At 46.9% G+C, this 19,753-nt stretch carries 19 protein-coding genes and 2 pseudogenes; 12 read left to right on the top strand and 9 right to left on the bottom strand.

Annotation, left to right across the window (positions count from 1 at the left end; genetic code table 11):
* Positions 1 to 159: pseudogene (locus AAA927_RS12355) on the bottom strand (IS6 family transposase); the annotation flags it as partial.
* 222 nt (positions 160 to 381) lie between these two features.
* Here AAA927_RS12355 and AAA927_RS12350 point away from each other — a divergent pair.
* The 8 genes from AAA927_RS12350 (at position 382) to AAA927_RS12315 (ending at position 7,781) form a co-directional block, all read left to right on the top strand.
* The gene (locus tag AAA927_RS12350; protein ID WP_338218105.1) at positions 382 to 1,293 is read left to right on the top strand and encodes a phosphate ABC transporter substrate-binding protein; all 912 of its coding nucleotides are present in this window, start codon (positions 382 to 384) and stop codon (positions 1,291 to 1,293) included.
* A 69-nt stretch (positions 1,294 to 1,362) separates the two neighbouring features.
* Positions 1,363 to 2,286 (top strand): phosphate ABC transporter permease subunit PstC, encoded by a 924-nt coding sequence (pstC, locus tag AAA927_RS12345; protein ID WP_338218104.1) that lies wholly within the window; start codon positions 1,363 to 1,365, stop codon positions 2,284 to 2,286.
* A complete protein-coding gene (gene pstA / locus AAA927_RS12340; RefSeq protein ID WP_338218103.1) occupies positions 2,283 to 3,170 on the top strand; it encodes a phosphate ABC transporter permease PstA in 888 nt (295 codons plus the stop codon). The genes pstC and pstA overlap by 4 nt, the downstream gene beginning before the upstream one ends.
* 10 nt (positions 3,171 to 3,180) lie before the next feature.
* Entirely contained in the window at positions 3,181 to 3,978 is a 798-nt protein-coding gene (gene pstB / locus AAA927_RS12335; RefSeq protein ID WP_338218102.1) for a phosphate ABC transporter ATP-binding protein PstB, read from the top strand.
* A gap of 15 nt (positions 3,979 to 3,993) precedes the next feature.
* Positions 3,994 to 4,752, top strand: coding sequence for a phosphate ABC transporter ATP-binding protein PstB (gene pstB / locus AAA927_RS12330; protein WP_338218101.1), 759 nt, complete (start codon positions 3,994 to 3,996; stop codon positions 4,750 to 4,752).
* An 81-nt stretch (positions 4,753 to 4,833) separates the two neighbouring features.
* The gene (phoU, locus tag AAA927_RS12325) at positions 4,834 to 5,532 is read left to right on the top strand and encodes a phosphate signaling complex protein PhoU (protein WP_338218100.1); all 699 of its coding nucleotides are present in this window, start codon (positions 4,834 to 4,836) and stop codon (positions 5,530 to 5,532) included.
* A gap of 964 nt (positions 5,533 to 6,496) precedes the next feature.
* Complete coding sequence (locus tag AAA927_RS12320; RefSeq protein WP_338218099.1) at positions 6,497 to 7,567, top strand: 2,3-butanediol dehydrogenase; 1,071 nt, start codon at positions 6,497 to 6,499, stop codon at positions 7,565 to 7,567.
* A 7-nt stretch (positions 7,568 to 7,574) separates the two neighbouring features.
* On the top strand, positions 7,575 to 7,781 hold the full coding sequence (locus AAA927_RS12315; protein WP_338218098.1) for a hypothetical protein: 207 nt from the start codon (positions 7,575 to 7,577) through the stop codon (positions 7,779 to 7,781).
* A 327-nt stretch (positions 7,782 to 8,108) separates the two neighbouring features.
* Here AAA927_RS12315 and AAA927_RS12310 read toward each other — a convergent pair whose 3' ends face one another.
* Positions 8,109 to 9,173, bottom strand: coding sequence for an FAD:protein FMN transferase (locus tag AAA927_RS12310; protein WP_338218097.1), 1,065 nt, complete (start codon positions 9,171 to 9,173; stop codon positions 8,109 to 8,111).
* Between the two features lie 720 nt (positions 9,174 to 9,893).
* Here AAA927_RS12310 and AAA927_RS12305 point away from each other — a divergent pair.
* The gene (locus AAA927_RS12305; RefSeq protein WP_338218096.1) at positions 9,894 to 10,136 is read left to right on the top strand and encodes a hypothetical protein; all 243 of its coding nucleotides are present in this window, start codon (positions 9,894 to 9,896) and stop codon (positions 10,134 to 10,136) included.
* A 218-nt stretch (positions 10,137 to 10,354) separates the two neighbouring features.
* Here AAA927_RS12305 and AAA927_RS12300 read toward each other — a convergent pair whose 3' ends face one another.
* The 3 genes from AAA927_RS12300 to gtfA are packed head-to-tail and all read right to left on the bottom strand — an operon-like array spanning position 10,355 to position 14,595.
* Complete coding sequence (locus AAA927_RS12300) at positions 10,355 to 11,674, bottom strand: PTS sugar transporter subunit IIC (protein WP_338218095.1); 1,320 nt, start codon at positions 11,672 to 11,674, stop codon at positions 10,355 to 10,357.
* 16 nt (positions 11,675 to 11,690) lie between these two features.
* Positions 11,691 to 13,133 carry a 6-phospho-beta-glucosidase gene (locus AAA927_RS12295; RefSeq protein WP_338218094.1) on the bottom strand — a complete coding sequence of 481 codons (1,443 nt, stop codon included), beginning with the start codon at positions 13,131 to 13,133 and terminating at the stop codon, positions 11,691 to 11,693.
* Entirely contained in the window at positions 13,126 to 14,595 is a 1,470-nt protein-coding gene (gene gtfA / locus AAA927_RS12290) for a sucrose phosphorylase (RefSeq protein WP_338218093.1), read from the bottom strand. Before gtfA ends, AAA927_RS12295 begins: the two co-directional genes overlap by 8 nt.
* A 178-nt stretch (positions 14,596 to 14,773) precedes the next feature.
* Here gtfA and AAA927_RS12285 point away from each other — a divergent pair, with 178 nt between their 5' ends.
* A complete protein-coding gene (locus AAA927_RS12285; protein ID WP_338218092.1) occupies positions 14,774 to 15,745 on the top strand; it encodes a LacI family DNA-binding transcriptional regulator in 972 nt (323 codons plus the stop codon).
* A gap of 227 nt (positions 15,746 to 15,972) precedes the next feature.
* Here AAA927_RS12285 and celB read toward each other — a convergent pair whose 3' ends face one another.
* Positions 15,973 to 17,319, bottom strand: a complete 1,347-nt coding sequence (celB, locus tag AAA927_RS12280) for a PTS cellobiose transporter subunit IIC (RefSeq protein WP_203664828.1) — start codon at positions 17,317 to 17,319, stop codon at positions 15,973 to 15,975.
* On the opposite strand from celB, the gene AAA927_RS12275 reads away from it, so the two are divergent.
* Positions 17,320 to 17,661, top strand: coding sequence for a hypothetical protein (locus AAA927_RS12275; protein WP_338218091.1), 342 nt, complete (start codon positions 17,320 to 17,322; stop codon positions 17,659 to 17,661).
* 316 nt (positions 17,662 to 17,977) lie between these two features.
* Here AAA927_RS12275 and AAA927_RS12270 read toward each other — a convergent pair whose 3' ends face one another.
* Both AAA927_RS12270 and AAA927_RS12265 read right to left on the bottom strand, forming a co-directional pair.
* Positions 17,978 to 18,196, bottom strand: a complete 219-nt coding sequence (locus AAA927_RS12270; RefSeq protein ID WP_338218090.1) for a hypothetical protein — start codon at positions 18,194 to 18,196, stop codon at positions 17,978 to 17,980.
* 20 nt (positions 18,197 to 18,216) lie between these two features.
* A complete protein-coding gene (locus AAA927_RS12265; RefSeq protein ID WP_338218089.1) occupies positions 18,217 to 18,576 on the bottom strand; it encodes a hypothetical protein in 360 nt (119 codons plus the stop codon).
* A 218-nt stretch (positions 18,577 to 18,794) separates the two neighbouring features.
* Between AAA927_RS12265 and AAA927_RS12260 the strand changes: the two are divergent.
* Positions 18,795 to 19,214 (top strand): annotated as a pseudogene (locus tag AAA927_RS12260) (transposase); the annotation flags it as partial.
* A gap of 209 nt (positions 19,215 to 19,423) precedes the next feature.
* Here the strand turns inward: AAA927_RS12260 and AAA927_RS12255 are convergent.
* The coding region (locus tag AAA927_RS12255; protein WP_338218088.1) for an IS66 family transposase at positions 19,424 to 19,753 on the bottom strand (330 nt) is incomplete at its 5' end.

Raw genomic sequence — 19,753 nt, 5'->3', positions numbered from 1 at the left:
TTGTACCCAACGCATGAGGGTTGTGTGATGCACGAAAATACCACGGTCGCGCATCATTTCAACTAGATCTCGATAACTGATGTTGTAACGCAAGTAGTAGCCTACGGCAAAAGTAATCACTGATTGATTGAATTGCCGTCCTTTAAAATGATCAGTCATCTGAAAACCTCCAGTTTCAATTCATGATACAGGATGCACTCTCCCTGAGTAAACTTTGCACCAGAACCGTTGGATCTCAAAGCTTTACCAGACGTTTACGGTTTACACATTATTTTCTGAAAACTGGTTTTTGATTTACAGGAAAAAGATATTGTAGTTACATTTGTTGGCTACAATAAGACTGTTCAAGAATATTATAAGACGAAGGGAAATGTTTTTCTGATGACGATTAAAAAAGTACTGGGAGTAGCAGTCACTTTTATTGCAGCAAGCGCTATTCTATATGGATGCGGTTCAAACAATTCAACGAGCAAGTCATCCAGCTCTGCTAAGACTTCAAACACTGCTAAGCTCTCTGGGAAGATTGTTGCAGTCGGTTCTACTGCGCTGCAGCCGCTGATTGAAAAAGTTGCTGAAGATTTCCAAACAGACAATCCAGGAGTTACCATCACGGTCCAAGGTGGCGGTTCCGGGACGGGTTTAAGTCAGGTTTCACAAGGGGCTGTTACAATCGGGAACTCGGATATCTTCGCGGAAGGCCAAAGCGGGGTGGATGCTAAGAAACTTGTCGATCATAAAGTTGCTGTAGTAGGAATGACGCCAGTTGTAAATCCAGGTGTAGGTGTAAAAAATGTCTCTATGAGCCAGTTACGTGATATTTTTACCGGCAAAACAACAAACTGGAAGTCTCTCGGTGGCAAGGATCAAAAGATTGTTGTGATCAATCGAGTTAAAGGTAGCGGTACACGGGCCACCTTTGAATCTGCTGTGATGAATGGTGAAACAGCAATGACATCTCAAGAACAAGATTCTAATGGTACTGTGCAAAAGATTGTTTCAACAACTCCTGGAGCCATCAGCTATCTCGCATTTTCTTATGTAGATAGCGGTGTGCAAGCGCTGTCGATTGATAACGTGAAGCCTACTGACAAAAATGTTGAAACAAATGATTGGAAGATTTGGTCTTACGAGCACATGTATACAAAGGGCAAAGCTAATCCTGCTACAAGTGCGTTTTTGAAGTATGTCACTTCCAATGAAGTCCAGACGGGGCCAGTTAAGTCACTCGGCTACATCAGCATTTCCAATATGAAGGTTCAAAAGGATTCCAATAATAAGGTTACCGATAAATAGCCATTTGGTGGTGACGCCCCGGCCCGTCTTAATGGACGGCACGGGGCGTTTGTTATAGGAGCATAGTGTATGCCAAAAGAGAATAATGAATTGATCGGAAAGTCAAAAGAAACAAGGGAAGACTATACAGGACGTATTCTATGTTTCTTTTGCATCACTCTTGTTGTTATCTTAGTGGTCTCTATCTTATACTTTGTCACGTCAAAAGGAGCATCTACATTTATTGAAAATCACGCAAGCTTATGGGACTTTTTAACCAATACCACTTGGAATCCTGGGCAGATTGATACATCCGGGAAACCTCAAGTGGGTGCCGCACCAATGATTGTAACATCATTCTCTGTCACGCTATTTGCAGCTCTATTAACGACACCATTTGCGTTTGCAGTTGCTCTTTTCATTTCGGAGTATGCCAGCAAAAATGGCAAAGGAATTCTTCAGGCTGTTCTAGAACTGCTGGTTGGTATACCTTCAGTTGTCTATGGATTTATTGGTCTCACCGTCGTGGTACCTGCAATACGTCATCTGTATGGAGGTACAGGGTTTGGCATCCTGGCAGGTACGTTTGTTCTTTTTGTTATGATTCTTCCCACAGTTAGCTCGCTTGCAGTTGAGAGCTTGCGAGCAATTCCTTCACACTATAAGCAAGGATCCCTAGCTTTGGGAGCCACACGATGGCAGACTATTTTCCACGTTACTCTTCGAGCAGCCACGCCAGGTTTGATAACATCCATTATTTTTGGCATGGCACGTGCATTCGGTGAGGCTTTAGCGGTACAGATGGTTATTGGCAATGCAGCGCTAATGCCAAAAAACTTAATCTCTCCAGCGGCAACACTAACAAGCCAGCTAACGACCCAAATTGGAAATACAGTAATGGGAAACGTTGCGAATAATGCGCTTTGGTCTTTAGCCCTTGTCCTGCTGGCCATGTCCCTTTTTTTCAATCTTCTTGTCAGGTTAATTGCGAAGCGAGGTGAAATTAAGAAATGAACGCTAAGAGAGCAGATCGAATAGCGACATTGGGAATATATATGCTAGTTGGGGTCGTCGTCGCAGTTCTTGTGTTTATCCTAGGATTTGTTTTTATTCAGGGGTTACCACACCTCTCGTGGAAATTTTTGACTACTGTTTCTCAGTCATTCATGGCGGGTGGGGGCATTAGAGATCAACTTTTTAACTCTGTGTACTTACTGGTTTTGACCTTAATTATCTCATTTCCAATAGCCTTAGGGTCAGGAATCTACTTAAGCGAATATGCGCCTAAGAACTGGATTACCAATCTAATCAGAACTAGCATTGAGGTCCTCAGCTCTTTACCTTCAGTAGTCGTGGGATTGTTCGGTTATTTATTGTTTGTCATCAGATTTGGCATGGGATTTTCTATTTTATCTGGGGCAATTGCACTGACATTTTTCAATCTGCCCTTGTTGACGAGAAGCATCGAAGAATCCCTTAATTCGGTGTCAGATTTACAACGGGAAGCTGGCAGATCTCTCGGTCTATCTGATTGGAAAACGATTACTGGTGTTGTATTACCAGAAGCTCTTCCGGGAATTGTTACGGGCATAATTTTGAGCGGTGGTAGGGTTTTTGGTGAAGCTGCTGCCCTGATTTATACCGCAGGACAGAGCGCTCCAGTGCTAGACTACTCAAACTGGAACCCGCTTTCAACAGGAAGCTTTTTAAATCCAATGCGGCCAGCGGAGACTCTGGCAGTTCATATTTGGAAACTAAATACTGAAGGAGTAACGCCTGATGCGAGTGCAATCTCTGCTGGGTCCTCTGCTGTTCTAATTGCGGTTGTATTAATTTTCAATCTATCTGCCAGGATTATTAGCCATCATCTTTTTAGAAAAATAACGGCTACAAAATGAGGATGTAAAAATGGATAAATATAATCTTAACGATAACTATATTGCGGATACTATTGATCCAGTAGCAATTAGAGCTGAACATATAAGTGTGTTTTATGGTGGAAAAAACCAGGCCATGTTTAATGCAAGCTTGGCTTTCCCTGAGAAGAAGATTACAGCTCTGATAGGGGCATCTGGGTCAGGAAAGTCCACATTTCTACGTTGCTTGAATCGAATGAATGATAAAATTGCACTTGTTAAGGGGAAAATTATATATAAAAAAGTAGATATTAACTCGTCTAAAGCAAACATATACTCTGTTCGGAAAAACATCGGAATGGTGTTTCAAAGACCTAACCCCTTTGCTAAATCAATCTACGATAACCTCACATTTTCTCCCAAAGCACATGGAACCAAAGACAGAGCAACCTTGGAACAAATAGTAGAAGAAAGTTTGAAAGGGGCAGCACTATGGAACGAGGTAAAAGACCACTTAAACGATAGTGCATTGTCGTTGTCTGGAGGCCAGCAGCAAAGACTATGTATTGCAAGAGCACTTGCCACACAACCGGAAGTTTTACTTCTAGATGAACCTGCTAGCGCCTTAGATCCTATATCGACCAGCAAAATAGAGGAAACTATCACTGAGTTATCGAGCAAATATACAGTAATCATTGTTACTCACAATATGCAGCAAGCCGCCAGAATCAGCTCTTATACAGCCTTTTTTCATTTAGGACATGTGATTGAGTTTGACAAAACCGAAAATATATTTACTCATCCAGATAAAGAGGCCACGAATGACTACGTTACAGGGGCTTTTGGTTGAGAAGAAGGGATAGAAATGGACGAGCAACTAATAACATCTAAAGATGTGCGCTTGTACTATGGCGAGCATGAGGCGTTACACGGAATTAATTTGAACTTTAAACAAAATGAGATTTCAGCCTTAATTGGGCCCTCAGGTTGTGGCAAGTCGACATACTTACGCTGCCTTAACCGAATGAATGATTTAATTCCAGGTACAAAAGTGACTGGGACAATAAAGCTGCAAGGAAAGGACATATACGCGCCATCGATAGACATTGTTCAGTTGAGGAAGCGGGTTGGTATGGTCTTCCAACAGCCTAATCCATTTCCATTTTCGGTTTATGACAACGTTACGTATGGCCTAAGAATGGCTGGAGTTCGGGATAAGAGCATATTATCAGAACGAGTGGAGACTAGTCTTAAGCAGGCTGCTATTTGGGAGGAGCTAAAAGATGAGTTGCATAAAAATGCTCTTTCATTTTCTGGCGGTCAACAGCAACGTATTTGCATAGCACGTGTTTTAGCAGTTCATCCACAAATCATTTTGTTAGACGAGCCTACTAGTGCACTGGATCCTATATCTAGTGGCCAGATTGAAGACACGCTTTTAGATTTGAAAAAAAACTACACTATCATAATAGTAACTCACAACATGCAACAAGCATCTAGAATATCAGACCGAACGGCGTTTATGTTGAATGGTAAACTGATCGAGTATGGAAAAACAAAAAAGATATTTATTAATCCGGACCGCAAGGAAACTAGTGATTACTTGAACGGCCGATTCGGATAGTCTTTCGTTCTTCTTATTAGTACCCGGATCGTCTATGCTAATTCAACACTTTTCTTTTAGAATTTATGAGGAGGAAAAAGCATGAGATCGACGTTGATAAATGAAATGAAAAAGTTAAATGTCAGTTTTGTAGAGATGGGCATGCAAACAAATGAACAAATTTACAAGGCGGTGAATGCTTTTCTTAATCATGATGAGAGACTAGCAAGTACCGTTACTAAATCTGACATCTCAATTAACAATGACGAAATATCCTTAGAGAAGCTTGCGCTCCGAGTAATGGCGTTGCAGCAACCTGTCGCCAATGACTTCAGGGAAGTAGTAACGGTATTAAAAGCCAGCGCAGACCTTGAGAGAATTGGTGATCACGCAGCGGGAATAGCTAGGGAAACGGTTGACTATGAAGATGATTATTCTTTTAAAGCAATTAACAAAGAGCTAGAGGCAATGACTGCTCAAGTACGAACTATGCTTGAACAAGTGGTTGATGCTTATGTTAGAAAAGATGTTTTACTCGCTAAAGAGCTGGCTAAGGATGACTTGGAAGTTGATAAGTACTATATGAAAGTTCGTCAGGCTATTATACCTGTAGTCGAAAAGGACCCAGATATGGCAAAAAGTGCTTCCAGTTACTTGCTAGTTACACGTTTGCTAGAACGCATTGGAGATCACATTGTTAACATCTCTGAGTGGGTTGTGTATAAAGAGACCGGGAAAATTGTTGAGCTAAATCTTGCAAAATCAGGGCGAAATAAGAATGCTCTTCGGTCAGACAAATAGAGTTTATGATTCCAACATTGATTACTTTTTTCTAATGTGAGGCGCTTAATATGAGACTTACAATTATCATTTTATGTTTGTTGGTTTCTCCACTTGTTTCCTTTTGGGCAATGTCAGGAAAGGCTGATACCATTATAAATAGTAGAAGCCCTGGTTTACACTCGCAGTGCAACAGCCGATAGACTAAGACAAAGAAAACCGAAATAATCTAGGCCTCTTCGGCTTTTCAGCCGTAGCAATAAGTCGACCAATTGTTAGTAGCATAGGCTACAGCCACTAAACACAGTAACCTTGATCTACGCTTAATTTCAACTTTGCACAGAACCGGTTTAACAATGTCAGAATTTCAAGAAAAATGGCATGATCTCAGTTGAATACCGGGATCATGCCATGATTGCTTAATTCAAAATCTAAATTGTCTAACTTTTCTCTTGTACTTCAGGAAGGTAAACGGTAGTGTTCTAGTTAGAAACGAGGACTGTTACGAACATGGAGAAAGATTTGAAGACCTTCAAATAAAGTGTTTTACGAATTATGGCTTCTGTACCATACACATTGGTAGCAAAGAAACTTTCTAAGGGGGTAAACCACTAGATAAGGTGCGATCTGCCATTGGTGCTGAAGTCATAGTTAGACTAACTAACTGACGTAGCCTAACTATGACTATCGGAGCATTAATGAAGTCTGCAGTGCTGAATATACACGAGTTCGATGCCCAGCACCAGGAGTCAGTGGCTATCGAACCAATACTACAGGATACAGGAGATTTTGACTCGATCTGATAAGGTGGGATAATCTATTCTTACCATCAGTTTTTTCCAGTATTTTCGATATATGGATTTTAAAGTGCGATTTTTTACACCATTAATGCATATTTATAAGATTATTATAGGCCATAACTTTCCTTTATAGAATCTTATAACAAAATAAACATTTAAAAAATGAAGTTAGGAAGTCATTGATTATGAAAGCTGCAAGAATTTATGGTGAAAAAGACGTTCGCATAGAAGATGTTGATATTACTGAGCCTATGAATAATCAAGTTCAAGTCAAGGTGAAGTATTGTGGCATTTGTGGAAGTGATCTGCATGCCTATCTTGAGGGTTGGGGACTCCCTACTGTTGCACATCCATTAACTGGAAAGACAGTCCCAATTACACTAGGCCATGAGTTTGCAGGTGAAGTCGTTAAAGTTGGGGACAATGTGACTGACTTAAGAGTTGGTGATGCAGTTGCAATAGAACCGTTGATTGCGTGTGGCAAGTGTGAAAACTGCCGCAAAGGATTTTATAATTTTTGCAATAATGCGGTAGCAAAAGACGGGGCGGGAAACTTTCTGGGCTTTTCAAATGATGGTGGCTTCGCCGAATATGCTAACGTAGATTCGTTTTTTGCACATAAGATGCCGCTAGGAATGCCTTATGAATTAGGGGCACTGGCTGAACCAACTGCGGTAGTGTTTGAGGCTATTAAGAAGAGCGGCTTGCGTGCTGGCCAAGATGTCGTCGTTGAGGGTGCTGGACCAATTGGATTGTTAACAGCAATTTTAGCAAAATTAGCTGGAGCAAACCGTGTCTTTGTAATCGATGTTTCGCAAGACCGTTTGAACAAAGCAAAGGAATTAGGTCTCAAGCGGATTTTAAATCCCATAAATGTAAGCGCTTTTGAAGAAGTTAGAAAGGAATGTCCCAATGGAGTCGACGTTTCTTTTGAAGCAGCAGGAGTTCAAGCTACATTTGATAATGCCTTACAGCTGACAAAAAGAACAGGAACCTTGCAGATTGTTGCTCTGTTTGGGAAACCACTTAAGATCGATATGACAAATGATGTCATTATGCAAGGTATAGACATTCTGACTACCCTGTGTTATAACAATTCGTACCCAGAAGTCTTAGGAATGTTGAATAACCATCGCGATCTTTTTAGCAAACTAGTGACTAAAAAAATTTCATTAAGCAAAATTGTCGAGCAAGGGATTAAAGCTCTATCTACAGAAAAAAACCAAGTCAAAATTTTAGTTTCGCCTGAGTCATAGGCGGAACATGAAATCCTTTGTCATCGGCATCAAGAATTGGTTCTTCGCCGCCAGTCCCAAAGGGGCGGAAGCCAACGCGATTTGGATGACGATGGTGGAAACTTCCAAGGCCAACGGGCTTGATCCAAGAGGCTATATCGAACACCTTCTTCAGGATCTATCTCAGTATCGAGCTACGCCAAACGAGGGGCAATTGGCGGCTTGTTTGTTTTGAAATCAGATCTAGACCACAGCAAAGCTGACCGCTTAAGCAATAGCGCACCCGGCACCGGGTTATTCGGTGACGAGTGCGCTGTTTTGTGTGATACGATCGGTTATTGGGTGCTTACGTTATTAGGTGCTTACAGTGCAACGCTAAGGTGTAGAAATTGTTCACACAATACACTAAAGAACCCGATGGACGTTAAGTCTCATCGGATTCTCGGCCGTGGACGAATTAAAAGCATTGATAACAGCATAATCATCAGCCCAGTATCAATCGCTGGTTAGTTGAATATCTTTCAGATTGTTTGCACCAGAACCGTTTTGTCTATTGCTAAATTCAAAAATTACCCGCACTATACCCTGATGATAGATTTAACTTGAAATTATTTTTAAGTCCATTAGTTAAATAAACTTTTTTTTCGTTTGTCACGAAAATAGCCTGAATTTTTTGAGATGACTTTCTATTCATGTATCGTAATCCCTTAGCTAAGCCCTTTGCAAATGCCGCATTTGACAAAGCATCACCGTCTACACTCTTTGGAGAGACAATCGTAACGGAAGCCAAATGGTTATCATATGGATAACCGGTTCTAGCGTCAAATAAGTAAATATACTTATGACCATGGGACATTAAATACTGCTCATATGTTCCTGCAGTCACAATTGATTTGTTTTCAGTCATAATTGTACCTAGAGCGTTTCCCCTAGTTTCCTTCGGGTTCTGTATGCCAACTCGCCAACGCCGGCTTGCTCCCCTGGGAGAATGACCTACAACAATAATATTGCCTCCTAAATCAATGACAGCCGTCGTTACACCATCTTTTCTAAGTACCTTACGGGCTTCATCAGCTGCCCAACCCTTTGCAATCCCACCAAAGTCTAGACGCATGCCCTTTTTTGTTAAGAATATGGTGTGTTGGTTGTCGTCCAATTGAACATTACGCCAATTAACTAATGATAAAGCTGTATTTATTTCCGACTGCGCCGGTACGCGTGCCCCTGGCAACCCTATTTTCCATAAATTGGTGATAGCGCCTATCGCCAGATCAAAATGGCCGTCAGAATTTTTAGAAAAATAGACCGCCTTTTTAATTAACGGCCAGAAATCCTTAGGCACCTTGGTTGGACGAATACCAGCATCGACATTGATAGAATCAAGTATTGATCCTTTTTTTGTAAGTGTTGCCTCATCATTAACGTGTTCGACAGCTTGTAAAGCATCATGAACTGCTTGCGAGTGCCCTTTATCATATACTCTGATTGTACATACTGTCCCTAACGAGAATGTTGTTTCACTATATGGCGTCGCCATTAAGACACGCTTAGAAGCTGTAGACCTTTGACAACCAGTTAAAAATACTGATACCAATAAAGTGGCTAATAAAAGTATCTTTTTCATCATCGGTTTCCTCACTAAAATTATATCTTAGTCCCAAAAAGAAGCTACATGATATTTTCGTTTTATTCTTTTTATATATTTATAGACATAATTTGGTTCATATTTGATCTATACAAATCTTCCTGGTCTCCTCAGCCTCTATATCCAATAGCCCAAGTATTATCAAATCGGCCTTGATATGCTGATAAAAAATGAAGTATTAAACTTTAAAAACTGTAACCTCACCGAATTTATTTTTATAGATATCCTAAATGCCCGCATACGAAATAAACCGACGACGCGAACTCTAACTTAAACCAGTTCAACTTCCTCCCTAGCTTATCTTCCTCCAATATCTGGTTCTATGTCAAATGGTGTTGGTATGTGTCAAGCTTTACTCGGTTCCGCTAGTTGAGTTACTGATTTATCTACATCGCCGTGATTGAACTTAGGTTGTTGAGGTGTTTGGCCATCTGTCCAAGGCTCGTGCCAGTGACACCTTGCGCGTTGATTCTACCAGCGAGTACGCCCAGAATCTCTATTGAGGCTTCACCGGCGGCCTTCAATGTGACGGCTACTCCGGCTACAACCTCCTGGGCGACAGCGTGGTGCGATGCGGCGGAGGCGGCCCCGAAGTCGCGGCTTGGCTTGGCGTTAACCTATGCCAGGAACCAGCGCCAGCTGCTCAACCGGGTGCTGGATTGTGGTGAGGTCGACTTGAGCAATAACGCGGCCTAACGGAACATGAAGTCGTTTGTCATCGGCCGCAAGAACTGGCTCTTCGCCACCAGCCCCATGGGTGCCGAGGCCAACGCGATCTGGATGACGCTGGTGGAAACTGCCAAGGCCAACGAGCTCGATCCTAGAGGCTACGTCGAACAGCTTATGGAGAATCTATCGCAGTACCGCGCCGAGCCAACTGAGGAACAGCCGGCGGCCCATTTACCGTGGCATCAGGACGAAGCGGCAGTAAAGCAGACCGCTTAAGCAACAGCGCACCCGCCACCGGGCTATTCGGTGACGAGTGCGCTGCTTTTTACGATACGGTCGGTTATTAGGTGCTTACCTCAGACCTAGGTCGCGGTAGATAGATCAATGCGGCGTTTGGCGTCGTGCAATAAAATCCTCGATCTACCGAGGATTTCATTCGCGAGGATTTCATTAGGGCGTTAATTCTCAACTCTTAGTTATTTAATATACGAAATCTATGCGTTTAACGACTTCTCTCCCAGCGATTCCTGTTCTTTTTCATAGTTGATCATATCGACTTTTCGAATGAACGGGAAGTAAATCAAGCAGGAGAGTATGATAATCACGACTTGTGCCAGTGCTAGCCGCCAGCCGCCCAGGATGAAGCCTGAGATGATGGCAGGGGTGGTCCAAGGTACGGTTACCCCGCTAAACAGCGGCAGAATCCCAGTGCGCATTAGAAAGTACATTGAGAGGCCAATGATAGTTGGTGTGACCACGAACGGAATGAACAAGAATGGGTTCATGACGATAGGCGTACCGTAGATGATTGGCTCATTGATGTTGAAGAGGGAAGGAACGAAGGCTAGTTTGCCTAGCTCCTTGGTCTGTGCGGACTTGGCGAAGAATGCCATGTAGATTGCCAGGCCGATTGTGGCCCCGGTACCGGTCATGTTGACCAGGATTGCGGTGAACTGATCCGTGAAGATGTGCGCGCCGTTAGCAACGGTCAGAGCTGTCCCGGAATCGACAAGCTTTTGGTTGGCAGTCAGGTTAGCCAGCAGGATTGGGTAGAAAATACTGGTGACGATTGTGCCACCGTGGACCCCGAACCACCAGAAGAACGTTGCAATCGTGCAGTACGCGATGATGCCCCAGACGGAGTCGGTCAGTCCTTGTAGTGGCGTCTGAATGAGCTTGTAGATACCTTCAATCAGGGTGGTGTTCCAGACGAAGTGAATCAGTGAGTAGAGCAGGAATGCACCGCTGAGAATGAAGAAGGCGGGAATCAATGCCGCGAAAGAGTTCGCAACACCGCTTGGCACTTGTGGCGGCAGCTTGATTGTAATTTTGTGTTCGATGAACAAGGAGTAGATCCAGCCAACCAGCAGACCGACAACGATGGCGGCAATCATGCCCTGACCACCAGTCCATGTCTGAGGGAAGACGCCGGTCACCGTTGTCTTGCCGGAGACGACCGAGGTTGGCGTTAAGATGAGGAACGTGCTTAGCGCAATTACGGCGCTAGCAAATGGCTCAACACCTTCGTTTTTAGCGTACTGGTAGGCGACCCCAGTCACCGCAATGATAGAGACCAGGGAGAAGGTTGCCGCACCAACCTGGGACAGTGGATCCATCCAGCCGGCTTTGGTAAGGAATTCTGTGACTGGCGCCCACGGGAAGTTCTGAATCAGAGTGAACAGGGAACCAATCATTAACAATGGCAGAGTGAAGATAATGCCGTCTTTTAAGGCAACAATTGCTTTCAAGTTAACGAACTTGAGCACCGGCGGCACAATGCTTTTGTTGATGAATGAGACAAATTTGTTTTTCACGGTTGTCACTTCTTTCTTATCCTTTTAGATTTTGGCCGTTGCTACGGATGACTTCTTGATACCAGTAGAACGAATCCTTTTTAAGGCGGTTGAAGCTGCCCTTACCCTGGTCATCGCTGTCAACGTAGATAAAGCCGTAACGCTTAGACATCTGGCCTGTGCCCATTGAGATGAGGTCGATACAGCCCCACGGCGTGTAGCCAATGACGTTGACGCCATCTTCAATAACGGCGTCAATCACGGCCTGGATGTGTTGCCGGAGGTAGTTGATTCGGTAGTCATCATGAATCTTGCCATCAACGACTTCATCGTGTGCGCCTAGGCCGTTTTCAACAATCATCAGCGGCTTGTGGTAATGGTCTTCAAGCCAGTTAAGTGAGTAACGCAGGCCGAGCGGATCCAACGGCCAGCCCCACTGGCTCTTTGCTAGATGTGGGTTGTCGATGGTGACTTCGCTGCCGGCAAAGTTAAATTCAGGATTGTCAGCGTGGTAAGCCACGGTGTTTGAGTTGTAGTAGCTGAGGCCGATGTAATCAACGGTACCGGCTGATATGGCAGCACGGTCGGCTTCGGTGATATCCTGCCGCAGATTGTGCTGTTCCAGGTACGCTTCCATGAAGCCGGGGTAGTTGCCAAGCGTCTGGACATCAGCGTACCAGTAGCGGTGCTGCATGGCCTTTTGTGCCTGGAAAATATCCTCCGGCTTGGAGGAGGCAGGATATTGTGGTGTCATGTTGATCATGCAGCCAATCTGCATGTCGGGGTCAATCGCGTGGCCCAGCGTTACTGCCTTTGCACTGGCAACAAGTTCGTAGTGAGATGCCTGGAACATCAGCGCTTCTTTTTGCTCGTCGGCCATGCCATCCGTAAGAATCCCTGAGTCGGCCAGCATTGCGAGCGGTTCGCGGAAATCGGTTTGATTGTTGATTTCGTTGAAGGTCATCCAATACTTTACTTTGCCCTGGTACCGCCGGAAGCAGACTTCGGCAAAGTGCAGGTAGTCATCAATGATGCTTCGCTGCCGCCAGCCGCCGTACTCTTTTACGAGGTGGTAAGGCATCTCAAAGTGAGACAGGGTGACAACAGGTTCAATGTTGTTTTTAAGGCATTCAGCGAAGACATCATCGTAGAACTTCAATCCGGCCTCGTTGGGTGTTGATTCATCGCCTTTGGGAAAAATACGAGACCAGGCAATGGAGAGACGGTAGCAATTGAAGCCCATTTCCGCGAAGAGGGCGATGTCTTCCTTGTAGTGGTGGTAGAAGTCGCTTGCGATGTGCATTGGGTAGTATTCACCCGCTTGCACGCCATCGGTGATTCGGCGTGGCTGATTAACGCTGCCGGCAGTGATGATATCGGCAATGCTGACGCCTTTACCGCCTTCATTCCAACCGCCTTCAACCTGATTAGCGGCAACGGCGCCGCCCCAGAGAAAATCGTCCGGTAGACCTTTAGTCATTAGAATTCTCCTGTTCTGTTTCGAGTGTGAGCACATCATTATCCGCCTGGACCGAGAATCTTAGCGTTGTTAAGTCAACGGTTAACGTTGCTGTGTGAGTCTGCGCCTGGTTACGGCGAATCAATGTAAAGTAGGCGTTATCGGTCTTTTCAATCGTGAGTGAGCCATCAAGGTCAAAGGCCGGTTCCTGATTGCGGAAGCGGAGCAGCTTGAACAGGTCGCGAACAACGGGTCGCTTTACTTCTTGCGCAACTTCACTTTCGGTGTAGTAGTGGCGATTGATGTTGCGCCCTTCTTTAGTCGCCTCAAGCAACTCAAGATCGTTTTTCCCGGCTAAGAGGCCGACATAATAAATTTGTGGAATCCCAGGGGCAAATATCTGTAGCGCTCGAGCTAGTAGATATGCGCGGTTGTCCTCGCCCAGAGCTGAGTAGTAGGTCGTATTGATTTGATAGATATCGAGGTTGTTGTACGTTGCGCTAGAGTAGACCTTCTTGACGTTACTTCCACGTTCGTAGAGCTGCTTGGTTGTGAAATCAATCTGCTGATCATTAAGGACGTCTTTAACATCAACGATTCCGATGCCGTCATGCGTATCTAGCGTGGTGAACTGATGCATTGGGCTCGCTGCCAGCCAACTCAGAAGGTTCGTGGCATCACCTTTGAAAAGCGTGTAGAGAATCAGCATGGGCAGAGCGAAGTCATAAGTATAATAGCCGTGTTCGCTGACCTTACGCGGTAACGTGTAGTGCTCATGAATCTCGGGAAGAACCGTCAGCTGGTGCTTTTCTGCTTCTGAAGAGATGCTCTCCAACAATTGCCAGATGTCCGGCTCCACGAAGAAGTCATTCGTATCAAGCTTCTTGACAGCGTAGGCAAAGGCGTCGAGGCGCACAATGTTGATGTGATGTTTGGCGAAAGTCGCCATCGCAGTCCTGAACATTGCCTTAGCCTGCGGGGCGTTCACATCAAGGTCGATTTGCTCTTCACTGAAGGTATTCCAGACCTTCGATTGGTTGCCATCGGCAAAAGTGATTTCTTGGTAAGGCGCCTTGTCCTTACGCTTGTATATCAGGTCAACATCGGCTTGTGTTGGTCGATTGGCTGGCCAGAACTTATCCCAGTTTAGGAACATACCGGCATAATCAGACTGGTCATGATGCTGCAGGTAGTCTTGGAACTCAGCGGATTGACGTGAGAGATGGTTAATCATCAAGTCTACCATCAGGTAGTGCTTCTCGGCGAGGGCATCGACGTCGTGCCAGCTACCCAGGCGAGGGTCTACTGTGGTGTAGTTCATCGGCGAGAAGCCGCGATCTCCTGACGAAGGGAAGAACGGCAGAAGATGAACGCCGCCGACCGCCCCTGCGAAGTAGGCATCAAGAATGTGATTAAGCTGATGTAGATTTTCGCCCATGCTGTCACCATAGGTAATCAACATCACTTCATTTGGTACTGTCATAGAGCAACTCCTCGTAATCGATTTAGCGCTTGCAAGCATCTTCATCATAGGAAGTGCTTACAAAAATGGCAATCGGTTACACATTGTTACATGTTTTTCTTTGAAAGTCCCTAATATTGGCGATGAAACAGATGAAGTGTGCTAATGTTGATACATTATCGAAGGGACGTGAACAGAGATGTCTGTAACCATTCGTGACGTCGCGCGAGAAGCGGGCGTATCCGTGGCCACCGTGTCGCGTGTCATCAACAGTAAGGGCTATCTAAGTCCGGCGGCGATTACTAAGGTGCAGCTTGCGATGGAGAAGTTGAATTATCAGCCCAATGCCGCTGCTCGTCGCCTGCAAGGAAAAAGTTCTGCTACCATCGGCGTGATTCTGCCTTCGCTCGACAATCCGCTGTATTCAGAACTCTTTGAGCATATCGAAGACGAACTGAGCGGCCGACACTACCAGACGTTGCTTTGTACGAGCAAGAACAACTCCGCAAAGGAAGAGGAGTATTTCAAGCTGCTGAAGAGTAACCAGGTCGATGGCATCATTACCGGCTCACATTCTGACTTTCTGATAGAGCACGGTAATGCGAGTTACCCGATTGTGTCTTTTGATCGGCAGATTTCCAAGGAGATTCCAACGGTAAAAAGCGACAATCTTGCTGGCGGCCGGGCAATTGCCGGTAAAGTGGTCGAGCGTGGCGTCAAGAACGTATTGATTCTGTCGGGTAGCAAGGAGGACTTCTACCCAATCAATGATCGTGTAACCGGCATGATGGCGGTATTTAACCAAGCAGGTGTCGATGTAACTACGTCTTCACTGGAGTTTGAGAGCTCAATCGCGTTAAAAAAGCTACTGGTTGGGCAGCTTATTGTGAGCCGTGATTACGATGCAATATGCTGTACCGATGATGTTACGGCAATCCTGGTAAAGACCTGTGCTGATACGATGAACTACCATCCGCTTATAAGCGGGTACGATGGATCCACTTTTATTCGGACATTCTTTCCGGAATTGCCAACGGTTCAACAGCCAATCAAAGAGATGGCTGAGCTGATGGTTGAGCTACTAATCGAGCGGATTAAGTCGCCTAAGACGCGGCTAAACTCGGACTACACGTTCCCGGTAAAAACGAATCGGGTCCACAAAAAGGCGTAACAGCAGGTCTCGCTCTTTGTAAGAGGGCCAACTCTTCTACTTATGGAATCCAAAAAGAGAACCGGTATCCCTGCCTTGTTAACCAGGGTAACGATTCTCCTCAGTACAATTTGCTCCAAATTAGTTAATCGGCAGGGCACTGAAATCTCTTTCACAATTATTCATAGTGAGTTGTGCTACTGACAGGCTCTTCTGCGGTGCCAACCCACTGTCGCAGCCAAGAACCACTACTTATTAACCGCAGCCTGCTCGTTTTTCAGCAGCGTCCGGTCGTAGCGACGAATGAACGGGTACCAAACCACGAAGGAGGTCAGGGCGCAAAGAATGGATAGCACGGCGCCTTTCCAGCTGGCCGTGGCGATGAAGCCGCTCAGCCCAACCGGAGTCGGCCATGGCTGCTGCAGAATGATCTTCGGCACCAGGCCGCTGGACACGCCGACGTAACCGACAATGCCTGACGCCAGCGGGGCGCAGATGAACGGAATCAGCAGCTGGATGTTGTAGACAATCGGCAGGCCAAACAGAATCGGCTCGTTGATGTTGAACAGGGCGGGCACGATTTCGACCTTCCCGATTTCCCGCAGCTGCGCGGACTTGGCGCGGAAGGCGAGCCACAGGGCCACGCCCAGCGTGGCGCCGGCGCCACCGATGATGACGAAGGCGTTCATCGGATCACCAGCGAAGAAGTGGTTGGCGCCATCGACGTTGGCGGCCATGTTGGCCAGCACAATCGGGGTGTAAAACGAGGACATGATGGTGGAGCCGTGAACCCCGAACCACCAGAGGAAGTGGATGAGGAAGATGATGATCAGGAAGCCCCACCACGTGTCGGCAATGTTACTGATGAAGGAGAACGGAATGTACAGGACTTTGAAGATGTCCGTTCCGGCCAGGACCAGCACCATGTTGAGCAGGGTGACCACGATGGCCACGCAGGCGCCGGGAATCAGGGAACTGAATGAGTTCGCCACCCCTTGCGGCACGGATTCCGGCATTTTGATCCGCCAGTCGTGCTTGATGGTGAAGCGGTAGATCTGCACGGTGATCCAGCCCACAACCAGGCCGGTGAAGATCCCGACCGAGGCAATGCGGGTGATCCCGCCGGCGGACACGGCGTACCCGCCGCCGATGATGTTGTCCTTGCTCAGGGAGGTGACGGCTTGGATCATGCCGCCTTTCCAGACGAGCTGAGGCACGGTGATGAACATCGCCATGACGAACATCCACAGCGCGTTGAGGGGATTCAGATCCAGTTTTTCCTCATCGCGGTAGATGCCCGTGTAGGTGTACGTGAAGGTGCCGGCGAAGACCAGGGCCAGGATGCCCATGGTCGAGTTGAAGACCACCTGGAACAGGGTGGCGAAGCGGCCCACGGTGCTTGCGTACCACTCGGCGAACCCGGGAATCGGGAACGCCTGCGGGAGCACGGTCAGAATCAGGAACATCGCCCCGATGATTGAGAACGTGATGACGCTGTAACCAGCCTGCATGATGGCGCGAACGAAGCGCGAGCCGGAGAAGCGACCCGCCCACGCGCCGAACTTGTCCTTGAATGAAACAGGAGTATCAGCCATTTGATGTACCAGCACGACGCGGCGGTAGCGACCGCGCCGCGCGTTCCTTTCGCTAAAAGTGTGGCTGCCAACGCGGCAACCGAAGATAATGGCATTGAACCGTCCGCTGAGGTGCTACCGGAGCCCAGTGGCGGTGGGGACGTGTTGGTGTTTATAACTGACAATGGTTGGAAAAAGCCGACACGTGACCCCGGCGAAAGTCAGCGGCATCGAGCGCGGCATGCGCGCATCTGCCTGCTTTCGGTAGCGCTTTCTTTCGACTCCACTATAAAGGTTATATGGTTGATTAATCAAGTTAAAATAAATATGCCATATGCCATTTATCTTCGTGAAAAACGGTGAAAACGGGTACCCACCGCAATCATTCGACCCGACATCGCTGATTGGTCTAGCTAAAAAGTGACATATTCTTTCTCAATAACACTACGACTCCTCAACGGGTTGAACCAAATATTCAGGAGTGGATAGTTTCTCGCCTAAATTTGTAATGAAGTAGGACACACTTAGCGCAATGGGTTAGCAACTCTTTGGCGTTCTGGTGTAAATTGAGGTGCTTGTTTCCATGTTATCATTAAGGTTAGGTAATCCGGTAGCGCCACTGAAGCGTCAATGCCAGAAGGGTTAGGATAAGTCCCAGCACGGTGAGACCGGCCTGACGCTAATCACCAGTGTCTGGTAGCTTATCCTGCTTGGCGGCGCTTCCCACTACAGCTGCAGCAGTCTTGGTCGTGGCGCTGGATGTTGGTGTGAGTGCAGCGGTTAGATCCGGCTCCGGCGTCGGCGTGGTGACTGGGGTGTAGGCAATGGTGATGGTGTTTTTCCCCTGGAGTGGTGATGTGGTAGGTTGTCGGCTGATCGGAAGTAAGTGTGTACCCATCAAAGCTACACGCCGGCAGGTCAACGGTGTAACCGCAAGCGCTGGTCAGCGTGGTGGCCAGCGGTGTGTTCGTTGCCGGCCACGATGTAATTCACGGTGACACTGGCCGCCTGGGGTACCAAGACGGTGGTGAACAGCGCGGTACTATCTGCATAATCGCCACCGTCAGGCACCGTTACGCTGTTGAATTCCTGGTAGGCCTGGTCGATGTCGGTGTAGCCCTGGGTCAGCACCTGGGCGTAGGTATAAACGCTTCCATTGCCAAAATCGAGCGTTGACGCGTTTTCATCAATCTTGAAGCCCGGGACGTGCAGCGAGCCGACAGGAAGGGTAAGCGTCTCGCCGGTGGCGTAGACGTGATCGAAATTGGCCGGAAACATCGCGGTGCTAGTCGAATCGGCGATGGTCCAACTAGCACACCAAGGTGCCAGTTAATGCTGGAACGCGGAGTTAGGGTGGCCGGGTCGGCTGTCACCGTGGTCTTTGGTGTATCAGTTGTAGTCGCCTTGGCCGCCTGACTCGGACCAAGCAGGGCGGCGGTCAGCAGGCCACCTGCCATCATCAAGCCGGATAACTATAGAGAGACTTTCATTGTTAAATCAGCTCGCTTTGGAAGTTGTTTCATAAAACTAAGCCAGACGCCAAGCAGGCGCACTACCTGTTCGGCCTTAACGATTACTCTACCGAGCAGAACGCCATTGACCTGGGCACTAGCGTTTCCGCACCGTTCAAGACCGCCTACACCACCCACCTGGCGATTCATGATGCCCTGATGGGTGGGCACTACCGAAAACTGGCGACCATCATCACCACATACAAGCGCAATGGATCCGCACTCGACATGGCAATGGCAACGCTCCGTAAGAATCTTACCGGGGTGATCAACGCCACCAAGTCGCCTTACTCAAACGGGCCGATCGAAGGCGTCAACCGTAAGATCAAAGTGCTCAAGCGCTCGTGTTACGGCTTCGCTAACCAGGAGAACATGTTCAAGCGCGTCTATCAACTGATTGCCTAACTCCCCTGCCTAACTTCACAAATGACAAAACCTTAAGACCACTAAGGGCTATTTGGCGTGTGCTTGAACCGCCGAGGCTCCCACTTGCGTCCCTCGGAAGGGCAAAGCCATAAAATAAACAAAGAAGGCTCGTAAGCACCCAATAACCGACCGCCTGGCAAACTAAGAAGGGGCGTAATCCGCATTCTCGGATTACGCCCCTTCGTTGTTCAAGCAATCTCTTGTTTTGATGGCTTCAGATCCTGATTCCAAGGTAAATAAGACTCAGCTTGTTCTCTCGTAGGAGAAGTGGGAAGCTGCGACAGCTCGTGCAGAAGACGTTCGATGTAAGTTCTTGGATCCAGTCCGTTGGCCTTTGCGGTCTCAACAATCGTCATCCAGATGGCGTTGGCCTCGGCACCCTTTGGGCTCGTCGCAAACAACCAGTTCTTGCGACCGATCACGAAGGACTTCATGTTTCGCTCTGAAGCGTTATTACTCAGATCGATCTCGCCAAACTCCAAGACACGGTTGAGCATTTGGCGCTGATTCAAGGCGTA

The organism is Lacticaseibacillus salsurivasis (genome assembly GCF_036246225.1).
GTDB classification, from domain to species: Bacteria; Bacillota; Bacilli; order Lactobacillales; family Lactobacillaceae; genus Lacticaseibacillus; species Lacticaseibacillus salsurivasis.
This window is presented reverse-complemented; position numbering and strand designations above follow the sequence as displayed.

Excerpts from the sequence above, each read along its gene's own strand:
- pstC (WP_338218104.1), top strand. The coding sequence starts at position 1,363 with ATGCCAAAAGAGAATAATGAATTGATCGGAAAGTCAAAAGAAACAAGG.
- AAA927_RS12295 (WP_338218094.1), bottom strand. The coding sequence starts at position 13,133 with ATGACTAAAGGTCTACCGGACGATTTTCTCTGGGGCGGCGCCGTTGCC.
- AAA927_RS12285 (WP_338218092.1), top strand. The coding sequence starts at position 14,774 with ATGTCTGTAACCATTCGTGACGTCGCGCGAGAAGCGGGCGTATCCGTG.
- pstA (WP_338218103.1), top strand. The coding sequence starts at position 2,283 with ATGAACGCTAAGAGAGCAGATCGAATAGCGACATTGGGAATATATATG.
- AAA927_RS12310 (WP_338218097.1), bottom strand. The coding sequence starts at position 9,173 with ATGATGAAAAAGATACTTTTATTAGCCACTTTATTGGTATCAGTATTT.
- AAA927_RS12320 (WP_338218099.1), top strand. The coding sequence starts at position 6,497 with ATGAAAGCTGCAAGAATTTATGGTGAAAAAGACGTTCGCATAGAAGAT.
- phoU (WP_338218100.1), top strand. The coding sequence starts at position 4,834 with ATGAGATCGACGTTGATAAATGAAATGAAAAAGTTAAATGTCAGTTTT.
- AAA927_RS12350 (WP_338218105.1), top strand. The coding sequence starts at position 382 with ATGACGATTAAAAAAGTACTGGGAGTAGCAGTCACTTTTATTGCAGCA.
- AAA927_RS12315 (WP_338218098.1), top strand. The coding sequence starts at position 7,575 with ATGAAATCCTTTGTCATCGGCATCAAGAATTGGTTCTTCGCCGCCAGT.
- AAA927_RS12305 (WP_338218096.1), top strand. The coding sequence starts at position 9,894 with ATGAAGTCGTTTGTCATCGGCCGCAAGAACTGGCTCTTCGCCACCAGC.
- AAA927_RS12265 (WP_338218089.1), bottom strand. The coding sequence starts at position 18,576 with ATGTTTCCGGCCAATTTCGATCACGTCTACGCCACCGGCGAGACGCTT.
- pstB (WP_338218101.1), top strand. The coding sequence starts at position 3,994 with ATGGACGAGCAACTAATAACATCTAAAGATGTGCGCTTGTACTATGGC.
- pstB (WP_338218102.1), top strand. The coding sequence starts at position 3,181 with ATGGATAAATATAATCTTAACGATAACTATATTGCGGATACTATTGAT.
- gtfA (WP_338218093.1), bottom strand. The coding sequence starts at position 14,595 with ATGACAGTACCAAATGAAGTGATGTTGATTACCTATGGTGACAGCATG.
- celB (WP_203664828.1), bottom strand. The coding sequence starts at position 17,319 with ATGGCTGATACTCCTGTTTCATTCAAGGACAAGTTCGGCGCGTGGGCG.
- AAA927_RS12270 (WP_338218090.1), bottom strand. The coding sequence starts at position 18,196 with ATGGGTACACACTTACTTCCGATCAGCCGACAACCTACCACATCACCA.